This window comes from Exiguobacterium sp. UBA3968 (assembly GCF_002385115.1).
GTDB lineage: Bacteria > Bacillota > Bacilli > Exiguobacteriales > Exiguobacteriaceae > Exiguobacterium_A.
The window spans coordinates 365596-386994 of sequence record NZ_DGCW01000005.1 but is presented as its reverse complement, the minus strand read 5'-3'; the positions used below and the strand labels follow the sequence as shown (position 1 = coordinate 386994).

Annotated in this window: 18 protein-coding genes; all 18 read right to left on the bottom strand. The window is 49.4% G+C overall.

The features are described from left to right. Positions 1 to 50: 50 nt before the first annotated feature. Entirely contained in the window at positions 51 to 2090 is a 2040-nt protein-coding gene (locus B3S86_RS03620; RefSeq protein ID WP_035408821.1) for an ATP-binding protein, read from the bottom strand. Between the two features lie 101 nt (positions 2091 to 2191). Next, positions 2192 to 2716, bottom strand: a complete 525-nt coding sequence (locus tag B3S86_RS03615; RefSeq protein ID WP_290749204.1) for an AAA family ATPase — start codon at positions 2714 to 2716, stop codon at positions 2192 to 2194. A gap of 99 nt (positions 2717 to 2815) precedes the next feature. Continuing rightward, a complete protein-coding gene (locus B3S86_RS03610; RefSeq protein ID WP_035408827.1) occupies positions 2816 to 3499 on the bottom strand; it encodes an LrgB family protein in 684 nt (227 codons plus the stop codon). After that, positions 3492 to 3881, bottom strand: coding sequence for a CidA/LrgA family protein (locus B3S86_RS03605; protein WP_290749199.1), 390 nt, complete (start codon positions 3879 to 3881; stop codon positions 3492 to 3494). Before B3S86_RS03605 ends, B3S86_RS03610 begins: the two co-directional genes overlap by 8 nt. 431 nt (positions 3882 to 4312) lie before the next feature. Continuing rightward, a complete protein-coding gene (mutL, locus tag B3S86_RS03600; RefSeq protein WP_056060460.1) occupies positions 4313 to 6145 on the bottom strand; it encodes a DNA mismatch repair endonuclease MutL in 1833 nt (610 codons plus the stop codon). Between the two features lie 10 nt (positions 6146 to 6155). Next, entirely contained in the window at positions 6156 to 8711 is a 2556-nt protein-coding gene (gene mutS, locus B3S86_RS03595; protein WP_290749194.1) for a DNA mismatch repair protein MutS, read from the bottom strand. 62 nt (positions 8712 to 8773) lie between these two features. After that, entirely contained in the window at positions 8774 to 9211 is a 438-nt protein-coding gene (locus tag B3S86_RS03590; RefSeq protein ID WP_023467714.1) for a RicAFT regulatory complex protein RicA family protein, read from the bottom strand. A gap of 112 nt (positions 9212 to 9323) precedes the next feature. Next, positions 9324 to 10151, bottom strand: a complete 828-nt coding sequence (locus tag B3S86_RS03585; protein WP_290749191.1) for a DNA-3-methyladenine glycosylase family protein — start codon at positions 10149 to 10151, stop codon at positions 9324 to 9326. Next, positions 10148 to 11416, bottom strand: a complete 1269-nt coding sequence (locus B3S86_RS03580; protein WP_035408840.1) for a DUF445 domain-containing protein — start codon at positions 11414 to 11416, stop codon at positions 10148 to 10150. The genes B3S86_RS03585 and B3S86_RS03580 overlap by 4 nt, the downstream gene beginning before the upstream one ends. A gap of 105 nt (positions 11417 to 11521) precedes the next feature. Then, positions 11522 to 11809: a hypothetical protein gene (locus B3S86_RS03575; protein ID WP_029341204.1), complete on the bottom strand. Its 288-nt coding sequence runs from the start codon at positions 11807 to 11809 to the stop codon at positions 11522 to 11524. A gap of 124 nt (positions 11810 to 11933) precedes the next feature. Then, a complete protein-coding gene (locus B3S86_RS03570) occupies positions 11934 to 13388 on the bottom strand; it encodes a phytoene desaturase family protein (protein WP_056060451.1) in 1455 nt (484 codons plus the stop codon). Continuing rightward, positions 13385 to 15001: an alpha/beta hydrolase gene (locus B3S86_RS03565; protein ID WP_035409713.1), complete on the bottom strand. Its 1617-nt coding sequence runs from the start codon at positions 14999 to 15001 to the stop codon at positions 13385 to 13387. Before B3S86_RS03565 ends, B3S86_RS03570 begins: the two co-directional genes overlap by 4 nt. A gap of 145 nt (positions 15002 to 15146) precedes the next feature. Next, positions 15147 to 16322 carry a glycine C-acetyltransferase gene (locus B3S86_RS03560; RefSeq protein WP_290749183.1) on the bottom strand — a complete coding sequence of 392 codons (1176 nt, stop codon included), beginning with the start codon at positions 16320 to 16322 and terminating at the stop codon, positions 15147 to 15149. Beyond that, the gene (gene tdh, locus B3S86_RS03555; protein ID WP_035408847.1) at positions 16322 to 17410 is read right to left on the bottom strand and encodes an L-threonine 3-dehydrogenase; all 1089 of its coding nucleotides are present in this window, start codon (positions 17408 to 17410) and stop codon (positions 16322 to 16324) included. The genes B3S86_RS03560 and tdh overlap by 1 nt, the downstream gene beginning before the upstream one ends. A gap of 98 nt (positions 17411 to 17508) precedes the next feature. After that, positions 17509 to 18375, bottom strand: coding sequence for a 2-oxoacid:ferredoxin oxidoreductase subunit beta (locus B3S86_RS03550; RefSeq protein WP_290749177.1), 867 nt, complete (start codon positions 18373 to 18375; stop codon positions 17509 to 17511). Further along, the gene (locus B3S86_RS03545; protein ID WP_290749174.1) at positions 18362 to 20110 is read right to left on the bottom strand and encodes a 2-oxoacid:acceptor oxidoreductase subunit alpha; all 1749 of its coding nucleotides are present in this window, start codon (positions 20108 to 20110) and stop codon (positions 18362 to 18364) included. Before B3S86_RS03545 ends, B3S86_RS03550 begins: the two co-directional genes overlap by 14 nt. Positions 20111 to 20301: 191 nt before the next feature. After that, positions 20302 to 20562 carry a stage V sporulation protein S gene (locus B3S86_RS03540; protein WP_023467705.1) on the bottom strand — a complete coding sequence of 87 codons (261 nt, stop codon included), beginning with the start codon at positions 20560 to 20562 and terminating at the stop codon, positions 20302 to 20304. Positions 20563 to 20591: 29 nt separating this feature from the next. Then, on the bottom strand, positions 20592 to 21386 hold the full coding sequence (locus B3S86_RS03535) for a TIGR00282 family metallophosphoesterase (protein WP_290749171.1): 795 nt from the start codon (positions 21384 to 21386) through the stop codon (positions 20592 to 20594). Between the last annotated feature and the right edge of the window lie 13 nt (positions 21387 to 21399).

Genomic DNA, 21399 nt, shown 5'->3' with positions numbered 1-21399 from the left:
TGAAACGACAAAAAAGAAGAGGCGTATGATATCGCCTCTTCTTCGTCTCTTCATTCTGCTTCGAGTAACGCGTCCGTCGCACTTGGTAACTTGACCCGAAAAACCGTCCCTTCTCCCAAGATCGATTCGACTTCGATGTTGCCATCATGCGCTCGAACGATTTCCTTACAAATCGATAATCCAAGACCTGTTCCGCCGATTTTTCGGCTGTCTGAGTTATCGACACGATAGAACTTGCTGAATAGATGCGGCATCGAATGACTCGGAATCCCGATTCCGAAATCACGGACGCTTAGTTCAATCTGATTGTGCTGATGGGTCAGCGTCACAACGACATCCCCACCGTCCGGTGAGTATTTGACTGCATTATTCAATAGATTTCCAAGTAGCTGTTTCATACTGTTCGCATCTGCTTCGACCATAAAGTCCTGTTCGTCATTCAAATCAAGCTGCAGACTATGTTGTTCCGTCGCTGCTTGATAAAACTGAATTTGTTCCTTGACGATTTCTTTCAGATCAAAGATTTGTTTGTCATACTCTTGCTTTCCTGACTCCATCCGCTGGACGTTCAAGAAGTCGCTGACAAGATTGGTCAATCGTTTCGATTCATCATGAATCGTTTGCAAGTATCGCTTGTTCCGCTCGGGATCCAGATCCCGTTTCAACATCAGCTCCGTAAAGCCATAAATCGAAGAGAGCGGTGTTCGAAGTTCATGCGAAACCGTCGAGACGAGTTCTGATTTGACCCGATCAACCTCTGTCTCAGCCGTGACGTCACGAAAGACGAGGATCGTTCCCTTCGACTGTTCTCCATGCGCGATGGCTTCGGCATAAACTTGAATGAAATATTCACCCTGGTCGATCGACAAAGAGAACATGCCCTCAGGGATCTCTCCCGATAAAACTTCTTCAAAGTACGCTTCAAAAGCTTCTTTCTGGTCCATCTGCTCGAACATCGTCTCTGGTTGGACCTCAAGAAACGTCATTGAGTCATTATCTTCCTCGACCTGTAACGACTGGAAGATATCAAATAATGCCTGATTCCCTAAGATCGTCTTTTCCTCATGTTTGATATAAAGAATCGCTTCCCGAACGGAATTCAACAGTTGCGCCGTCTCTTTTCGTTCGTATTCCATCTGTTCATAGAGTGACATCCGCATCAATGAGATCGCGATTTGTTTCGAGAACGATTCCAGTTCCGCTAGATCCTGTTGGTTGAATGGTGCGTCAAACCTTGCTAGATAGAGACAGGCAATCAATTCTTCTTTTGCCGGATCCATGATCGGAATAACACCTTCATAGACGTGATACGGATACTTGATGAGATCGTCGTTCGCGACCTTTTTTGAGGAATGTGCGGTTTCCTTTGAAATCATGACTCGTTTCAGCAGCAATGATTCTGTTTTTAAGCTCTCCTGCTGATCCTCCGTCATCTCCTTAGGAACGACTTGGGCGATCTCATTATTTTTGATCAGCAACAGGGCACCAAATTCCGTCTTCGTCAATCGGACGATCGTACTGATGACAGAAGAATAATCAAATAAACTCTCTTTTGAGGCAAGTGTTTCGATTAATTCGTTCCGATCTTGTAGATGCAACTCGTTCGTCCGGGTCACTTCCAAAGCGTGCTCAAGTTCGTCTTGCTTTTGCGTCAGTACTTCCTGATTGCGTTTCATTTCTTGATTCTTTGCTGACAGTTCCGCATGTTGTGATGAGATCGACCGTGCCATCTGGTAAAACGATGCCGTCAATTGACCGACTTCATTATGGCTGTCGACATCATGCTCGAGCGAAATAGACTTTCCTTCCGCAAGACGACGACTTTTGACATTCAATTCGCGGAGCTGTGATGTCACACGATGAATCAACGGACGGACGATGAACAATAGACAAAATAAAAAAACCATCAAGTTCAAAAACCAGAACCATTGTGTCTTTTGTAACTGGTCGAGTACCTGTTCTTTCGTCCGACCGTCTGCATTATCCACGTATAAATAACTGGCAACCGATGTGATGACACTTAGTGCAAAGACACTATAAAAAATCGCCATCAACTGCCTGCCCAATTTCTCAGTCATCCAGTGTTTCATATTCATAAATCCTCCTAGCAATAAGTTGCCCTTCGTTCAAGATTGTTTCCTCCTCATCTATTATCATCTAATGATTCCCGGAAACATCTTTCTTGAATCCTTTATGGTCGGGCAGGCGAGAGTCCGATCCCAGTCACGAGAGCAATCGCATCGACAACTTGTCCTTTTGTCAGATCGTCCGTCTGAATCTGTTGACTGAACAATGGATCGGTCAGTTGACGTAAGCGTTGTTCTGCCTGTTGACCACCCCATGAATTCGGATGCTCGAAGCGGCTAATCAACCGACGTTTGACAGTCGTCTCCTTCGCCATCAAGGCGATATGACGGACGTCATGACCGTTCGCTCGTAACGTCCCGATGATTTCCTGAAAGTACGCTGGATTCGTCAATGTCATCGGTACGATGATCCGCGCCTTTTCCGTATCGAGCTGTTCGAGGAGCTGACGGTTGAACGTGCGCCATAACGGCTCATCTTGAAAGTCATCTTTGTTTATCGGCAGCTGTGCTCGTAAAAAATAACCCGTCTCTTCCGGGTCAAAAATGTGTGAGCCGCTCCAACGTTGTTGTAATCCGTTTGCTGCCGTCGTCTTACCAACGCCAAACGTACCGTTAATCCAAATGATCATCTTGTTCTCCTCCACCCTGTTTTTGTTGTACTATACTGCTAAAACAGTCGACAAGTTTCAATCGACGATAAAAAAACACTCTGCTAAAGAACAGAGTGTTCACCCATATAACCATGTGATTAAAACCGGTGCGATGACACTGGCACAGACGGCCGTCAAGACCATCGTCAACAGACCGACCGCTCCTTCCCGTTGATCGAGACTCATCGACTTCGTCGCGCCCATGACATGAGCGATTGATGCTAAACCGACCCCACGGCTGACGAAGTGGCGAATCTTCAATCCCGTCATGAGCTTCGGACCGACGATCGATCCGGTTAACCCCGTCAATAAAACGAAGGCAGCCGTCAGCGTCGTCGTCCCACCAGCTTTTTGTGAAATTGCCAAGGCGACGGGTAACGTGACCGACTTCGGTAACAGAGCAAGATTCGTTGTCCGCTCAAGATGAAGCAATAGACCAAGTAACAAATCAGAGCTCATGGCAATACATGTTCCAAGCAAAACACCAAGTCCGATTTCTGGTAGAAAACGCCGAACGTGATGCCGGACGCGGTAGAGCGGAATCGCAAATGCCGTGATTGCCGGACCAAGCATCTTCGATAGATATTGTCCACCTTGCATGTATTCTGCGTGTGAGACTCCAGAATAGACGAGAATTAAGATCAAAACTACCGTTACCGTCAGGATTGGCAACGTCCAGACACGAGGATAACGTTGATAGATGAACATTGCGATACTAAACAATGCAATTGACAGGATGATCCAAAACAGTGCCTCATTCATGTCGTGTCACCGCCTCTTTTCGGTGTGCTAAACGATCGACGATATATGCTGATCCGACTAATGTCAGAAGGCTACTGACGACGACGATCAACACGATCTGTAAACCGGATGTCCGGAGAAATGCGGTATAATCCATGATTCCGGACAGTGCTGGAACAAAGAACAATGGCATGACGAACAGAAGAAATGTTCCGCCCCGTTCAACAGCAACGAGTGGGAGCAGACGGCTTTTTAACGCCAGGTACAGTAGAATCAAGCCGATGATGTTACCGGGTAATGGTAATTGAAAGGTTTCGCTCACCCAGTCCCCACTGAGTGAAAAGCAAAAAATGAGTGCGATTTGAGCAATGATTTGAATAATACGCATAACGCGTGACAGCATGATAAAGGTCCCCTTGTTAACAGTTTCGGGTCCTATTATCCGCCTCTTTCCTTCAACAATCAATGAAATCTAGTGAATCAACCGAAGTAACCGTTCTCATGAAAAACCACACTTTTTTTGTATTAGAACAAACAAAAACTACTCAATCGTGTATCAGTACAATAAATGATTCGAGACGAACGAAAAAGAGGCTGACTCCAAAAAAGAATGACGCGTCTTTTCACGCACTTTCCTCAGGCGAGACACAAGCCAGTTTTCCTGCTTTATACAAGCAGGAAAGCGGGTCTTGTTTGTCTCTGAAGCGCATAAATGCGCTTTTTACTGTAGAAGTTGCGTATGACGCGTCATTCTTTGTAGAAACTAACTTTTGAGTCAGCTCCCTTTTCTATAATCTGAGACGACACCTGAATGGGATCGACTCCTCTTCTTGATCACATGACCCTTTTGAATAACTTCTCGAGTTCATATGTCGTCCATTCAATGATGACTGGACGTCCGTGTGGACACGTGAACGGCATCTCTGTCTTCGCTAAATCATCAATCAACCGACGCATCATCTCATCGTTCAACGGATGATTCGCCTTGATCGATTTCTTACATGCCATCATGATGGCGGCATCTTCCCGATACGTCTCAAGATCGATTTTCCGTTTCATCAATGCCTCATCGAGTAATTCTTGAATCGTCTCTTCCTGGCGATGGGACGGGAACCACGTCGGGACTTCTCGGACGATGAAGCTCTGTGGACCGAACGCTTCGAATTCAATGCCGACGTCTTTCAGCAACGGAAGGATTTCCTCCATTCGTTTCATGTCATCTGACGAGATTTCAAACGTATATGGTAAGAGTAATTGCTGCCGTTGCTCCGGTGGTCGACCGAACATGACTTTATACGTCTCGTATTTGATCCGTTCCTGCGCCGCGTGTTGATCAATCATATACATCCCGTCTTCTCCGGCACAGACGATATAGGACGAATGAAGTTGTCCGATGACGTCGAGGTGTGGAAAGCGCGGACGCGCGTGGGATTCCTCCATCGGTTCGACAACGTCCTGCTTGACCGGTTCGATGGGCTCGAATAGATCATCCTCGTTACTAAATGGCAATGGTTTCTCTACAGAGGGTCGATCGTCCTCTTGCGGTTTTTTCGGAATCGGATAATTCCAGACTGCTCGCGATGACGTCTCCTCGACCGGTTCCGCGACGTAAGAAAAATCGAGTTTCTCTTGACTACTCGGATCCTTTTTCGGTTTCGGTGGCGTCACCTTCGGAATCAACGTCTCTCGGCTGAGCGTCATCTTGATTGTCTCTTGAATCAACTGGCAGAGCTCCATCTCTTTTGAGAGACGAACTTCCCGTTTCGCCGGGTGGACGTTGACGTCAATCAGGAGTGGATCCATCGTCACCTCAATGACGGCAATCGGATACCGTCCAATCGGTAAGAGCGTATGGTAACCGTTCAAGACCGCTTGCGTCAGGGCGAAGTTTTTGACCGAACGCCCATTAAGAATCAACGTGATGTAATTCTTCGAGGCACGGGTCACTTCCGGTTTGACGAGATGACATGTCAGTTGATAATCGGCATTCGCTCCCTTAGCGACCAACGTCCCTTGGATCGTTTGATGACCGTAGACACTCGCCAGTGCTTGCCGGACGTCTCCCGATCCATTCGTCTGAATCAGCGTCTTCCCTTCATGGGTAGCCCGAAGCTTGACGTCCGGATGGGCAAACGCCATTCGGTTCAACACGTCCGTGATTGCGGCAAGCTCCGTATGCGTCGTCTTTAAATATTTGAGCCGAGCCGGTGTATTGAAGAAGAGATGCTCGACTGTCAATTCCGTTCCTCGGTTCATCGCAGCTGGTGTCCGCTGAACGACCGTCCCGTACTCAAGCGTCACTTGAATCCCTTCTGCGTCCTCGCGTTTCGTCTTCAACGTCACTTTACTAACGGATGCGATCGAGGCAAGGGCCTCTCCGCGAAAACCAAGTGTCTTAATTCGGAACAAGTCATGCTCGTCCTTAATCTTACTCGTCGCGTGACGAACGAAAGCCAGTTCAGCGTCATCCGGGTAAAACCCATGTCCGTTGTCGCGAATCGTCATCCGTTTCATTCCGGCTTCTTCGAGTTCGACATCAATTTGGGTCGCACCGGCATCAAGTGCGTTCTCGACCAGTTCCTTGACGACCGATGCTGGTCGTTCGACGACTTCTCCCGCCGCGATCCGGTTCGCTAAACTATCGGATAATTCACGAATGATTCCCACTGCATTCTCCTCACTTTCTCGCTTCGGCTTGTAGGCGGTACAGCGTATTCAATGCTTCGAGTGGCGTCATGTTGATTAAATCAAGACTCGCCATCGTCTCACGCAGCGGATCCGCTTCTGAGAACAGACTGAGTTGATCAACCGGCTCCTCCTGAACAGGAGCTTTGACAGGAGCTTTGACAGGAGCTTTGACAGGTGCTGCGACTGGAACAGGCTCAGACTGCTCGAACTCGGACAAGAGGACTTGCGCCCGTTCGATCAGACTATCTGGTAAATCAGCTAACCGTGCGACATGGATTCCGTACGATTGGTCGGCTTTTCCGTCGCGTACTTCATGTAAGAAGACGACACGCCCATCTTGTTCAACGGCACGGACATGAACGTTCGCTAATCGATCAATCGATTCTTCGAGCACCGTCAGTTCATGATAATGGGTCGAAAATAGCGTCTTCGCCCCGACGTGCCGGGCGATGTGTTCAACGATTGCTTGTGCGAGTGCCATCCCGTCGTACGTCGAGGTCCCGCGACCAATTTCATCAAGCAGGATCAACGACCGGTCCGTTGCACGCGTCAAGGCTTCTTGTGTCTCGACCATCTCGACCATGAATGTCGACTGTCCACTGACGAGGTCGTCTGCTGCCCCGATCCGGGTGAAGATTTGATCGAAGATCGGCAGTTCCGCTTGAGCAGCTGGTACGAACGAGCCAATTTGATGCAATAAAGCAATCAAGGCGAACTGTCGCATATAGGTCGATTTACCGGACATGTTCGGTCCAGTGATCAACAGCATCTCGCGTCCTTCGTTTAAGGTAATCCCGTTCGCGACGTATTCACCGCGCGGTAAGACTGTCTCGATGACCGGGTGACGTCCTTGCTGAATATCAACCGTTCGTCCGGTCGTCGTGATTGGTCGGACATAGTCATGCGTCTCAGCAATCTCAGCCAGTGCGACGAGGACGTCGAGTTCCGCGATCCGGCGACTGACGCGTTGCAAGCTTTCGATATGTCCTTTGACTTCGTCACGCACTCCACAGAAGAGATCGTACTCGAGCGTGACACTCTTCTCTTCCGCACCAAGGATCAGCGCTTCTTTTTCTTTTAATTCCGGTGTGATATAACGCTCAGCATTAGCGAGTGTCTGCTTCCGTTCATACCGTCCTTCTGGCAACAGCTTGGCATTTGCACGCGAGACCTCGATGTAATAGCCGAAGACACGGTTGTAACCGATCTTCAACGTCTTGATGCCGGTTGCTGCTCGTTCATTTGCTTCGAGTGTCGCAAGCCACGTCTTGCCGTCTTTTGAAGCGACAAGTAACTCGTCGAGGTCTGGGGAATAACCGGACTTGATCATCCCGCCCTCTTTCGTTGAGATCGGTGGGGCTTCAACGAACGCACGATCGAGTAGATCGCTCAATTCGTCGTGTGGATCGAGTCCGAGACTAAGTTGACCGAGACGTTCGCTCATCATCTCTTCAAGTGCTGATTGGATACGGGGAATCAATCGCAACGTTGACTTCAATTGAACGAGATCACGCGCTGACGCTGTTCCATACCCGACTTTTGCGACGAGTCGCTCAAGATCATAGACTTCCCGTAACGTATCTTTTAATTGCTGACGCTCGAAATAGTGTTGCAACAGTTCCTCGACAGCGTCGAGCCGTTCCGTGATGACTCGCTCCGATAACAACGGTTTTTCCAGCCAGCGTTTCAGCATCCGTCCACCCATCGCTGTACCTGTCACGTCAAGTAGACCAAGCAACGAACCCTTTTTGTCTCCTGTCCGTGCCGAGCGGACGAGCTCAAGATTCTTGACCGTATTCGGTTCGAGTTGCATGAAATCGCTCGCTTCGTAGACAATGGCTGGTTGCAGATGTGTCAACGCTCGTTTTTGTGTATCGTGCATGTAGGCATAGAGGACAGCAAAGGCTTCCGCTTGGGCTGTATCAATCGCGCGATCTCCATGTGGATGTGTCTCGCGTCGTGAACTGCGCGTTAGCGGGATCCGTAAGGACGCAAGTGCCGTCTCATGTTCCTCTGTCGTGACGATGATTTCCCGTGGCAAGATAATGCTTAATTCTTTGATTACACCATCGAGTGTTGCAACGCTTGTCAAGGCACTCTCACCTGTTGAGACATCACCGCGGGCAATCCCAAAACGACCGTCCTGTTCGACGACCGCTACTAGGTACCGATTCTCTTTTTCCGTCAACGCAGACATCAACGTTCCCGGTGTGATGACTTGGATGACTTCGCGTTTGACGAGTCCTTTCGTCAACTTCGGATCCTCGACTTGATCACAAAGCGCCACTTTATAACCACGCTCGATCAACTGTTCGATGTAGCCGTTCGCCGCGTGATGGGGTACGCCACACATCGGAATCGGATGCTCCGCGTTTTTACCGTTTTTCGCCGTCAACGTCAACTCCAGTTCATGGGCGACTTTCTTGGCATCCTCAAAAAATAATTCATAAAAATCACCGAGCCGATAAAACAAGAAAGCGTCCGGATAATCTGCCTTAATCGAGAAGTATTGTTTCATCATCGGTGTGTTGTGTACTGCTTCCATTCTTCCACCTCATTCGTCGAAAAAGCCGACGGATGTCCGTCGGCTTTTCGTTCATTTCGTGATTAGTAGCCGCAACCGCCGCTTTTGTTTTCTGCTTCCATGCCGCTACCTGTCTTACCTGCAAGAACGTCTCCGTCCGTTGCTTCGATGATTTGATCCGTAATCCCGTTCGAGATCGTCACCGTGATGTATTGGAGAAGTCCGTTGACTTCTTCTTGCGTTTCTTGGAACTGTTGGACGACAGGCATCTCATCAAGCTCAGCGAACAATTTATCGAGCTTCGCTTCGACACGTGCGAGTGCTTCTGTTTTGCCGTAATGTTGGCAGTTGACTGCCTCTTTTTGAAGGAACTTGATTTGTTTCATCATCTTTTGGACTTTTTCATTCCCATTGATGTTGGCTTCTGCCGCTTTGAATCGTTCTACTTCCGGTGTCTCTGAAATCATTTTGGCGATTTCATTGGCTTTTTCGATGATTTGTTCATCTGTATACATCCACATTCGTCCCCTCTATCGTTAGCGAACACGTCGCTTCCCTTAGCATTTCTGAACGATTCCTCGTTCTATCGCATTCATTATACCGTTCTGACGATAGAGTGACAAGAATAGTTCCTTATTCAATCGAACGCCATAATAGATAGGCAGCGTGACTGCGAACAGGAGCGAATTCCTCTGCCAGTCGCGTCGCTTCTTCTACTGTCGGTCGATATCCAAGTAATCGTTCAAAAGCCCGTAATATCCCAATGTCCGATGCTGGGAAAAGATCCGGACGACCGTACCCGAACATCAGGACGTTTTGAACCGTCCATGGTCCGACACCTTTCAGTGCAATCAATGTCTCAGCGATTTCTGAGTCAGTCGCTGACGTCAATTCCTCATAATTAATCTCTGCTGTTGCTACCCCGAGTAGATAATCGACTTTACGTCCTGATAGTTGCAGAGCGAGCAAGTCCTCGCGACGCGCTGCCGCTAGTTGGCGCGGTGTCGGCGGTAGGATGATTCCATCTTTGACCGTTCCGAATGTCCGAAAGACACGTTCCGTCAACGTATGCGCAAACGACAGATTGATTTGTTGATGGATGATCGAACGAATCAAGGCCGTGAACGGTGAATGATCAAGAACGAGCCGTTCGTCGCCGAACTGTTCGACAATCGCATGTAATGACGTCGTCTTAAGACGCTGCGCAGGATTCGGCTCACTGAGTCGAAAGCGTCGCTTGAGTTGTGCCAACACCGCTGCTTGCGGTCCTGAACCGTCAATCCGTAACGTGAAGCCGTCGATATCTTCAACCGTCGTAATATACGCCTGTTCTTCAACGAAGATTGGAACAACGAGTCGCCCATTCTGTTCGATTTGTAACGGGTCTTCCGTCAAACGAGACACGATTCCTTTAAAATCAAATGCTTCCGACAACGTCAGATCATACGTCCACCGACTCATCCGACGAACACCTTGATGGCACCGAGGATCAAACCGATGATGAATCCACACAATGCTCCGTTGACCCGGATCCATTGCAAGTCACTGCCAACCTTATCCTCGATCATGTGAATGAGTGTCTCGGTATCGAACCGATTCAAGTTCTCGCGCACGAGTCCGCCGATTTTTTGGTGATTTTGTTCGACGAAACGCACGAGTTGCTCCTTCATCCACTGATCACTGCTATCCTTGAACGTCGGATGCTGTTCCCAGTCGTCTAAAGCGCGCGAAAGCATCGGCATCGCCCGTTCCGTCCAGAAAGCGTCTGACGTCAAATAGCGTTCGAGCTCGATCAGACCAGCGTCATATGCACGTTCAATGACCGGAACGAAGTCAAACCGGTCGACCTCACTTGCCTTCCAAGCATCGATTTTCGCGAGACGCTCTTCATCAATCGACAACTGTGCCAAGTTACGACGCAGATGATCGAGAATCGCGAGTCGATTCGGATGATGGACGTGTCGCATATCTTGAATGACCGTCAACAAGACGCCTTGAATGACCAGACTGAGTTTTTCTTCCGAATAGACTTTTTGGACGGTTCGCGCCGTCACTCGCAAAAACGTATTCTTTTCTTGGTCAATCATTGCCGTATAAGCAAGGCGGCCAATCTGATCGCGAATGATCGGATCTTCGAGAAGACGTTGGCCGTAATCGAGTAACTGATCCATCAGCCACTCGTCGAGTCGACGTTCCTCATTCAATTCCATCGCCCGGACCGCCAGCCGTTTGGACGGATACGCTTTGATCGTCTCCGTCACCCGTGTATTCGCAAACTCAAGAATTGCCTCTTTCGGTAGTTTCCGAATCAAACCCATCAACAGCTCGGTGACGGTTGCTCGAAAGGCAGGTAAGACCAGAATCGAACGTAAGATTTTGATGACACGATCTGCAAGCGTCATATGTTGCAGCTTCGCAACGATACTTTCTTTGTTCAGTAAGTCCGTCTCGAGCATATGAACAATCGATTCGATGACCCGTTCCCGATTTTTCGGCAATAGGTTCGTATGGGGAATCTTTAAGCCAAGCGGGTGACGAAACAGCGCCGTGATCGCGAACCAGTCGGCAATCCCACCGACGAGTCCGGCTTCAAAACCACTCTGGAGCCAAAAGACCCACGCATTTTCTTTAAATGGCAATGAGACGACGAATCCGACCGCCATGAAAATCAACGAAACGGTTGCAAGCCGCCGTGTCGATGTTTTAGGTTGTTCAAATGATGACACATCGTTTCCTCCTTCAACTGAGTCACTTATTTACCTTACGAACGGGACAAGGATTAGGTTTCGACACGAAAGAGCCCCAGTCATCGACTGGGACTCCCTATGTACTTAAAACGTGTATTCACCAAAACGGTCGCCATCCCATGTCGCGGTTGCCGTTGAGACAAAATAGACCAGTCCGTTGCCGAATGTATTTTCCATTAATGAAACGAGTTGTTGACCATTTGTCTGTTCAACGAACGCTAATCGGACTTCTTCTTTCCCTTGATAAATCCGTTCGTAGACACTTAAACCGCGTGCATTGAGAAACGTACGCGCCGACTCGAATTGAATCGGACCGACTTCAGGTCGTCGTTCCTGAATGAACGACTGACATTTTTGCTCGAATGTCTCCATGGTTCTTCACTCCTTCTCTCTTTTTGTTCATGGATATCATGTTCCCGACTCTTCCTCATCATAATCCTCAAATGTGAAAAAAGCGACAGATGCGTCGCTTCTTTCATCATTTTACGACGATTTCTCACAATCTGACTCCAAACTGTCGGGCAGCATGGATCGCAGACGTCGTCGCACCGATCGTCCCAGCACCCGGAAAGATGGTATCGCCGATTGCAAAGAAGTGATTGACACCTGTTCGAAACGGTGCCGCGAATAGGAGACTCGTACTCGGACGTTGCGGATATCCACCGACTCCACCATCCGGACGGAACGTATAGCGGACCCATGCACCTGGTCCACCCGGATGGCGTTCGATTGCCTGTTGCGCGAAGCCAGGAAACTGCTGTTCGAGAATGGCTTCGAAGATCGCCGACATCGTCTCGACTTGTCCGTCATAGCGTTTCCGGTTCGTCTTATCAAACGTACCAATCGGAACATGGCATGACATCGTCAGCGTCCGCTGACCAACTGGTGCACGTAATCGATCATCCGGACGGGACAGCGAGATGAAGGCATGACCTGAAGGTAAGGACGGATCATGAACTTGCCGGAATGCTTCGTCAGACAAAATGAGTGCCTCTGGAATCGCCGCATAATACGTAAAGGTCGCCCATTGCTGTAATTTTTCCTGTCGTCGGTACGTTCGTCGTAACGTTCGTCGCATATCCATGCTGACGACTTCCCGGATGCCTTCAAGAGGAACCGCACAGATGACAGCATCAGCAAGCATCAAGCGTCCTCGGCGATCCTCAATCAAAAATCCATCTGATGTCTTTCGAATCGACGTGACTTTTCGCCCAAGGAGACAGGTTGCCCCGCTCTCCTCTGCTGTCTCTTTCAATTGCTCAGCTAGTCGGTACAAGCCTCCCGGAACATAATAGGCACCTTCATGATAAATCGATAAGGCGACGGCTCCTAGTAAAGCTGAGGCCTCCTGCCCTGTCTGCATGCTGTCGAGCAAAATCCCATCGATCACTTGTGCGAATAACGTATCCGCTAGTCGATGTTTTCGTAACAAATGACCAATCGTCAGCGGAAAATACGGCAAGAGAACAACACTTTTCGCGTGACGGACTAACCGCCGGACGTCTGCTGGATCTTGAAGTGGTAATGCTGGAAGTTCTGCCATTAGCGGACGAATCATCTCGTGAATCTGCTCGATTTCAGCAAAGAAAGCCTGAATCGACGATGCCTGCTCCGGAAAATGTGACGTCAATTCGGTTAGAAACGCAGCACGATCCTGATAATAATGAATCGTCCGTCCTGCGATGCGAATCGTCATGACGACGTCGAGCGACTCGACCTGATGCGTTACTCCAAGATGATCAAGAACACGGGCGTGAATACCACCGGGCTCAAACCCCATTCCGAGTGTCGCCCCTACCGGATACGTCAGGTCCCGGCGCGTGAACTTCCCGGCTGATCCCCCCCATTCACGACTTCCTTCAAGGACGGTAACAGTATGGCCTTCTTGTGCGATCAGAGCCGCAGCCGTTAAACCTGCAATTCCTCCGCCGACGATGACGACGTGTTTCATGATGATTCCTCCTCCGTGACCCGATTTTCTTTAAATAGGAAATTGCGGATTTCGCGGAAGACCGGCTCCCGGCGATGAATCGTGAAGTGATCATATTTATACGATTTTGTCTGGATATTATCCGTGTAGTTCTCGAGTGCAAAGGAACTCTTTAACGAAATCAGATTGAAATCGCCTCCTTTGGCACCAAACGAATAGACGAGTACATCGCGCGGCCACGTCTCGAGCCGCTTAGTTAAATTGTTCATCGCTGGTGAGCCCTTCGCGAGATCACGAATGGCGGGACTGTTCGTATTCGTGCCAAGCGGTGCGAGCGTCAACCCGAGTTTTGCATAATCGGAGCCGGCGATTGGTGAGTCGAGCGTCACAACTTTTCGGACGTGATACGGCATCTCTTCTTGGACCGTATAGGCGACGACATCCACACCACCCATGCTGTGCCCGACGAGCTGGATATCGGCAAAGGTCGCTTTTTGTTTCGCATCATACGCAGCAATCGCTGCATTCAACCACTTTTGTTGATCGGCAAGGCTCGCCTCGTCGTCTGCAAAGACGATTCGGACAAGCGGGTAGCCGGTTGGCGAGGGTGTGACGCTACAAGTCGCTTTCCCAGAACGAGTCACGTCACATCGACCGCCATCATCGGCAACTTTTTTTTTCGTGAAGTTCTGAATCATTGGGACGAACGTCCGCTCTGTACCGAACAATCCATGGACGAGGAACGTCGGTACGATTTCACTCTTTCCTTGCGTAACGATCTGACGCGTTGGCGGTGGAGCACTCGATGTATCTTCCGCGAATAGCCACCATGCCCCTCCTCCGACAATCAAACAGACAAGGAGCGAAATACTGATTGTCTTCAACTGTTGCCGACGCAAACGACGGACACGGTGAAAGATCCAGTAAAGCAATAAGCCAACACCGATCAATAATACAACACCGGTGATGATCCAGCCTGTCGGATTTGGTACATAGGCAATCAACTGTAGTTGGTTTGCTTTCGTTCCGTATAATTTCCATGACACATCATGGTAATTCGACCAGTCGATCTTTTCTCCGTTTTGGAGACCAATCACTTTCGGACCGTGGAGCTTGATCTCGATATCGGCTTGGCGAATATAACGATCAGCAAGTTTCTTGACTTGACCCGTCGGTTGATACCCTTTGATGTTCAGGCGATCGATACTTAGATCGATGTTCGTATCAAGTCGATACGTATCAAACCAAAATCCGTCTGATTTTTTCATGTCGAACTTCGTATCAGGTGGAATGAGAATCCCACCGATGCCCGTCTTCCATTCGTCTTTGATCGACGTCATGTCCTTGAAGTTCGCAAATGTCTTCTGCATCCGGATGCCTTCGTAGTCATCCTTCGTCTTGAACGTCTTTGCCGCATAGCCATTCTTTTCTGCCTGTTTGACATAACCTTTCCAATTCGGATTTAGATTCAGTAAACGCGCCACTGGATGTTCCTTTGCGGCATATGTCGTTTTTAAGGTGACGCTCTGATCGGTATGGATCGTTGCATCGTACTGGATGCGAATACACCCCCCAAGGAGTAGTGTCAGCATCAAAAATGAGAGCAGTATCCCTTTCTTCTTCATACTCATCAGGTCACATCCTTTCCTCATCTATTATTCCCTATCTCGCAAAAGTAAAAACGGTCGACTTTGATTCTTTCGTCATGACGCACTTCAGGCAGCGGATCGCTGATCCGCTGCCTGAAAGTATGCGGACCTGGTTCGTCCGTGATCGATATCAACCGATCAAGTTTAATTCACGACCGACTTTTTCGAACGCTGCAAGCGCTGTCGTCAAGTCTTCGCGTGTATGTTCCGCCGTTACGATCGTCCGAACACGTGCTTTTCCTTTTGCAACGGTCGGGAAGGCGATTCCTTGAGCAAAGACACCTTCTTGACGGAGGCGATCGGATAATTCGTGACAACGCGCCTCATCACCGACGATGACCGGTGTGATCGGTGTCGTAGACGTCCCGATATCGAATCCAAGATCCCGTAATCCTTGTTTGAAGAATTCCGTGTTTTCCCACAGACGATCAAAGAGGACCGTTTCTTCTTCCATGACACGAAGTGCTTCCCGGTTTGCTTCAACGACTGCTGGTGGATGTGATGTCGAGAATAAGAACGGACGCCCTTTATGGATCAAGTAATCTTTGACGTGTTGTTCACACGCAACGTATCCACCGAGGACTCCGATTGCTTTTGAGAGTGTACCGACTTGCAAGGCAACACGACCGTCAAGACCGAAGTGATTGACCGTACCGCGTCCTGCTTTCCCAAGAACACCTGAAGCGTGCGCATCATCGACCATGACGAGCGCGTCATAACGCTCGGCTAATTCAACGATTTCTGGAAGTGGTGCAATGTTCCCATCCATCGAGAAGACACCGTCCGTGACGACGAGGCGCGTCCGTGCGTCTTGTGTTTCTTGTAATGCCGCCTCAAGATCCGTTAAGTCAACGTGTTTATAGATCCGGCGTTTCGCTTTCGTCAGACGAATTCCGTCGATGATCGAAGCGTGGTTCAACTCATCCGAGATAACAACGTCTTCAGGACCGAGTAACGCTGATAAGACACCGAGATTCGTTGCGAATCCCGACTGGAAAACAAGTGCCGCTTCCGTATGCTTGAATGTCGCGAGTTCCCGCTCAAACGCTTGGTGCATCTCGAGCGTTCCAGCAATCGTTCGAACCGATCCTGTTCCGGCACCAAACGTCCGCGCTGCTTCAGCTGCTTGTTCAGCAAGACGCGGATGTGCTGCGAGTCCGAGGTAGTTGTTCGACGACAGTTGGATCAGTTCCTTCCCGTCAATCGTCACGCGATTGTGTTGCGCGCTCTCGAGTGCTACAAGGTTGCGGAACGTGCCCGCCTGTTTCATCTCTTCTAATTCTGTCCGTAAGTGTTCAAATCCCATTAATTCGTCCCCCTTGGTTGTAATACGACTTTCCCGCATTTCCCTTGACGCATCAATTCAAATCCTTCTTCGAACCGCTCAAGCGGCAACGTGTGTGTAATTAACGGTCGGACATCAACTTTTCCACTTGATAAGAAAGCAGAAACCTGACTCCATGTCTCATACATCTTCCGACCGGTGATGCCTTGAACCCGGACGCCTTTGAAGACAACGTGGTTCGTCAAATCGATTTCGACCGGTTTGACCGGCAGACTGAGGATGTTGACGTCTCCACCTGCTGTCACCATTTCGAATGCTTGACGAATCGCAGCCGGATGTCCACTCATCTCACAGACAACGTCGATTCCGTCGCCGTCGGTCATACGCTCGATCCGCTCTAAGACATCGTCATGACGTGAATCAATGACGACATCCGCCCCCATCGTCCGTGCTAGCTCGAGACGATATGGATTGACGTCGATCGCGACGACTTCCGCAGCACCGGCTGCTTTAGCGACTGAGACTGCCATCAAACCAATTGGACCACAACCGACGATTGCGACCGTTTTAGCGCTGACATCACTCGCAAGAACGGTATGGACAGCATTTCCCATCGGCTCTTGAATCGAAGCGATTCCCGCTGGCATATCTTCCGGGTTGACCCAGAGGTTTTCTTCCGGCATGACGACGTATTCCGCAAAACAGCCTTGTGTATCGACACCGATGATCTTCGTGTTCTTACAGATATGATATTGCCCACGAAGACACTGTTTACATTGATGACAGACGATATGCGTCTCAGCCGAGACACGGTCACCAAGTTTCAAGCGTTTTGTACCCTCCCCGAGCTCGACGACTTCGCCCGAGAACTCGTGACCGAAGACATACGGCGGATTGACACGTGACGCTGCCCACGCATCCCACTCATAGATATGCACGTCCGTCCCACAAATTGATGTTGCCTCGACTCGAATCAAGACTTCTCCACGATCCGGTACGGGTACGGGTACTTCTTTCAGTGCCGCACCGAATCCGCGCTCTTCTTTGACAAGTGCACGCATCGTTTTCGTCGTTGTCGTCTCTTCTACCGCTGTTACTAATTTCGTCATCTTTCCCCGACTCCTTCGCGGAAGCTCACGTTTATTTATATGTGGCGAACTTCCAAATGTTTAGCATCCCCAAAAACCAAACACATCTTTCCTCTATCTTACATGAATTCTGCCGCTAGTTTACCGAATGTTTCTTCGTTTAGCTCAAGATCCGCATATGCGAGACCGGATTCTTGGTACCCATCGATTTGTGACTGGTAATCAGGACGTGTTTCATCCTGATAGATCAATCCCATGACGAGACCATCGTGTGCATGAACGGTCTGTTTTGCAAGATCCAAGTTCGACGGGTCGTATTCTTCGATATCGGACAGCTTCGTCAAGTTCTGCTTGAACCAATCGTACGTATTGACCTTGTTGAATGTGACGCATGGACTGAAGACGTTGATGAACGCAAATCCTTTATGCGCCGTCGCTTGCTCGATCAATTGCGTCAACCCTTTTAAATCATTCGAGAAGCTCTGGGCAACGAATGTCGCGCCAGCCGTCAAAGCAAGTTCAACCGGTGAAACACTCTTTTCGATCGATCCTTTTGGAGTTGACTTCGTCTTAAATCCCGGTGCAGAAGTAGGTGACGTCTGTCCCTTCGTCAAGCCGTAAATCTGATTGTCCATGACGATGTACGTCATGTCGACATTCCGTTTGAACGCATGAATCGTATGTCCCATGCCGATCGCGAATCCATCACCGTCGCCACCAGACGCGATGACCGTTAATTCGCGGTTCGCCATCTTGACACCTTGGGCGATCGGTAAAGATCGTCCATGAACGCCGTGGAAGCCATACGTATTGATGTAACCGGAAATCCGACCAGAACAGCCAATCCCGGAAATCAATGCTAACTCTTCTGGTTCGAGACCGACGTTTGCGACAGCACGCTGAATCGCTGCTTGAATCGAGAAGTCTCCACACCCCGGACACCAGTTTGGTTTGACATCATTTCTAAAATCTTTAAAGGTTGCCATGATATACCCCTCCTACGACCTGCTCGACGACCTCTGCCGGGTAGAACGGGTCGCCATTGAATTTCAGGATATGCTCGATCTTCGATGCATGTCCACAGTTCATCTGGATCAGCTTCGCCAGTTGTCCTGTTGCATTGTACTCGACGACGATGACTCGTTTTGCCCGCTCTAAGTGCGGCGTGACAAGTTCACTTGGGAACGGATGGACTTGACGGATATGCAAGTGATCGACCTTGATCCCTTGTGTTTCGAGTCGTGGCATGATCTCTTCGATTGTTCCACGTGTCGAGTTGAAACCAACGAATAAGATATCCGGTTCTGCATGATGCTCCGTTACAAGAACGGCATTCTGTAAGCGGAACGTATTCAGCTTGCGAAGTCGTTTCGTCATTTGATCGACCCGGTTCTTCGTCGCTTCCGACGGACGCCCTTCCTCATTGTGCTCAACACCCGTCACGTGATGAATCCCGTGCTTGACGCCTGGAATGACACGTGGGCTGATTCCATCTTCCGTCACTTCGTAGCGTTTGAAGTACGCTTTCCCTTCAAGTTCCGGTAAGTCTTCCTGAATCAACTTCCCGCGACGGATCTCAACGCGTGACATATCTGGTGGCTCAACCGATTGTTTTCCGAGCGATAGCATCAAATCCGTCAATAGAATGACAGGACATTGGTACTCTTCTGCGATGTTAAATGCTTCTGCTGCATCGTAGAACGCTTCCTCGACCGTTGATGGTGCCAAAACGACCTTTGGAATTTCACCATGTGTACTATAGATCATCGCCATCAAGTCAGATTGTTCCTGTTTCGTTGGTAGACCTGTTGACGGACCACCCCGTTGTGTATCGACGATGACGAGCGGTGTTTCCGTCATCCCGGATAATCCGATCGCTTCCGCCATTAGTGACAATCCTGGACCAGCAGACGCCGTCAAAGCACGGACACCTGCGTAGTTGGCACCAATTGCCATCGTGACCGCTGCCAGTTCGTCTTCCGTCTGGACGACCGTTCCACCGAACTGCGGTAATTTCTTGATTAAGTATTCCATGATCTCAGACGATGGTGTGATCGGGTAAGCTGCCATCAGACGCGCTCCACCGGCAATCGCGCCAAGAGCAATTGCATCGTTTCCAATCATGAACATCCGTTGTTTTCCGTCAGCCGGTTCCAAGACGAACCGTTCGCCCTCTCCTGCAAGAGCTTCAAACGCTGCTGCTCCTTCACGGATTGCTGCTAAGTTCTTCTCGACCATATCTGGACCTTTTCGTCCGAAAATCTGTTCGACGACGGCTTGGAAACGCTCTGGTGCAATGCCGAGAATCGCACTCGATGCACCAATCGCGACCATGTTCTTCATCAAAGCCGTACCGAGATCAGCTGCGATCTCCGTAAATGGAATCGCATACAATGAGGCGCGTGCTTCGTCCGGATTCGTCGGATTGAATTTCGCATCCGCGATGATGATGGCACCTTGACGCAATTCATGGAAGTTGACGTCGATCGTCTCTTGATCGAATGCGACCAAAATATCGAGATCATCGGAAATCGTCCGGACTTCCTGTGTCGCGACACGAATCTTATTATTCGTATGTCCTCCCTTGATACGTGACGAAAAGTGACGGTAGCCATACAGGTAATAGCCGAGTCGATTCAAGGCAATCGCAAAGATTTCGCCTGTTGATTCGATCCCTTCTCCCTGCTGACCGCCAACTTTCCATGATAACTGATTATACATCGACGTTCGCTCCTTCTCTGTCCCCTGAAATGATAGTTCTCTCTATCCTCCCTCATGATACCGATTTACCGGAAGTAGTACAATGCTCCCTCGGTGGAAAGGTGAGAAAAATTCGAAGACGCAGCAAAAAGACCATCTACTCCAGTCGAGTAAATGGTCTACTTGTAAATATAGGACCTATGTCCAACTCATCATCGTGGTTCGATGATGAGTTTGATGGCGGTTCTTTCTTCTCCATCAATTAAAATGTCTGTGAAGGCTGGGATACAAATCAAATCGATGCCAGAAGGCGCCACGAATCCGCGTGCGATGGCGACGGCTTTGACAGATTGATTGAGCGCTCCCGCACCAATGGCCTGAATCTCGACGGAACCTCTCTCTCGAATGACACCCGCGAGTGCACCTGCTACCGCGTTTGGATTCGACTTAGCTGATACTTTCAGGACGTCCATGCGTGTACCTCCCCATCCAGAAATGGCAATCAGTCGAAGAATACTGACTGATCCGTCAGATGAATCCGTTCAATCTTCGTTGCTCTTTTTGTTGTGTCATCGATATGAATCAAGACTCCATTAAGTTGTTCCCGTCCTTCGGCAACTTCAAACCGCGTTGGGAGCTGTGTCTTAAATTTTCGTAGGACATCTTCCTGACGCATCCCGAGCACACCGTTCAACGGACCTGTCATCCCGACATCCGTGATATAAGCCGTTCCCCCGTCAAGAACACGCTCATCTGCTGTCTGGACGTGCGTATGTGTGCCAACGACAGCTTGTACACGACCATCGAGGTGATAACCCATCGCGATTTTTTCACTCGTTGCTTCCGCATGGACATCAACGAAGATCGCATCGACTTTTCCTTCGACTTCCGCAATCAGTTCATCAACGGTACGGAACGGGTCACCGAGAGGTGGTAAGAAGACCGTTCCTTGGACGTTGATGACGGCAATCTTTTTATTGCCTGCCTTAACGATCATCATCCCACGACCTGGTGTGCCTTCCGGATAGTTCGCAGGACGGATGATCCGGTCCGCGTCGTCAATCCAGTCAAAGATGTCACGGTTATCAAACGTATGGTTCCCCATCGTGATGCCGTGGAATCCGAGTTCGAGGAATTGATGATAAATCGACTTCGTGATGCCGCGTCCGTGTGCTGCATTTTCACCGTTGACAAGCATGACGTTCGGATTGTATTTCGCTTTCAAGCGTGCTGTAAATTGTTGCAGGATATGTCGACCGGGTGCACCGACGACGTCTCCGACGAATAAAATCTTCATTGCTGTTCCTCCG

What these genes read in the sequence shown, in the direction of transcription:
- B3S86_RS03620 (WP_035408821.1), bottom strand. Translation starts at nt 2,090, where the DNA reads ATGAAACACTGGATGACTGAGAAATTGGGCAGGCAGTTGATGGCGATT.
- B3S86_RS03615 (WP_290749204.1), bottom strand. Translation starts at nt 2,716, where the DNA reads ATGATCATTTGGATTAACGGTACGTTTGGCGTTGGTAAGACGACGGCA.
- B3S86_RS03610 (WP_035408827.1), bottom strand. Translation starts at nt 3,499, where the DNA reads ATGAATGAGGCACTGTTTTGGATCATCCTGTCAATTGCATTGTTTAGT.
- B3S86_RS03605 (WP_290749199.1), bottom strand. Translation starts at nt 3,881, where the DNA reads ATGCTGTCACGCGTTATGCGTATTATTCAAATCATTGCTCAAATCGCA.
- mutS (WP_290749194.1), bottom strand. Translation starts at nt 8,711, where the DNA reads ATGGAAGCAGTACACAACACACCGATGATGAAACAATACTTCTCGATT.
- B3S86_RS03590 (WP_023467714.1), bottom strand. Translation starts at nt 9,211, where the DNA reads ATGTGGATGTATACAGATGAACAAATCATCGAAAAAGCCAATGAAATC.
- B3S86_RS03585 (WP_290749191.1), bottom strand. Translation starts at nt 10,151, where the DNA reads ATGAGTCGGTGGACGTATGATCTGACGTTGTCGGAAGCATTTGATTTT.
- B3S86_RS03575 (WP_029341204.1), bottom strand. Translation starts at nt 11,809, where the DNA reads ATGGAGACATTCGAGCAAAAATGTCAGTCGTTCATTCAGGAACGACGA.
- B3S86_RS03570 (WP_056060451.1), bottom strand. Translation starts at nt 13,388, where the DNA reads ATGAAACACGTCGTCATCGTCGGCGGAGGAATTGCAGGTTTAACGGCT.
- B3S86_RS03560 (WP_290749183.1), bottom strand. Translation starts at nt 16,322, where the DNA reads ATGGGATTTGAACACTTACGGACAGAATTAGAAGAGATGAAACAGGCG.
- tdh (WP_035408847.1), bottom strand. Translation starts at nt 17,410, where the DNA reads ATGACGAAATTAGTAACAGCGGTAGAAGAGACGACAACGACGAAAACG.
- B3S86_RS03550 (WP_290749177.1), bottom strand. Translation starts at nt 18,375, where the DNA reads ATGGCAACCTTTAAAGATTTTAGAAATGATGTCAAACCAAACTGGTGT.
- B3S86_RS03545 (WP_290749174.1), bottom strand. Translation starts at nt 20,110, where the DNA reads ATGTATAATCAGTTATCATGGAAAGTTGGCGGTCAGCAGGGAGAAGGG.
- B3S86_RS03540 (WP_023467705.1), bottom strand. Translation starts at nt 20,562, where the DNA reads ATGGACGTCCTGAAAGTATCAGCTAAGTCGAATCCAAACGCGGTAGCA.
- B3S86_RS03535 (WP_290749171.1), bottom strand. Translation starts at nt 21,386, where the DNA reads ATGAAGATTTTATTCGTCGGAGACGTCGTCGGTGCACCCGGTCGACAT.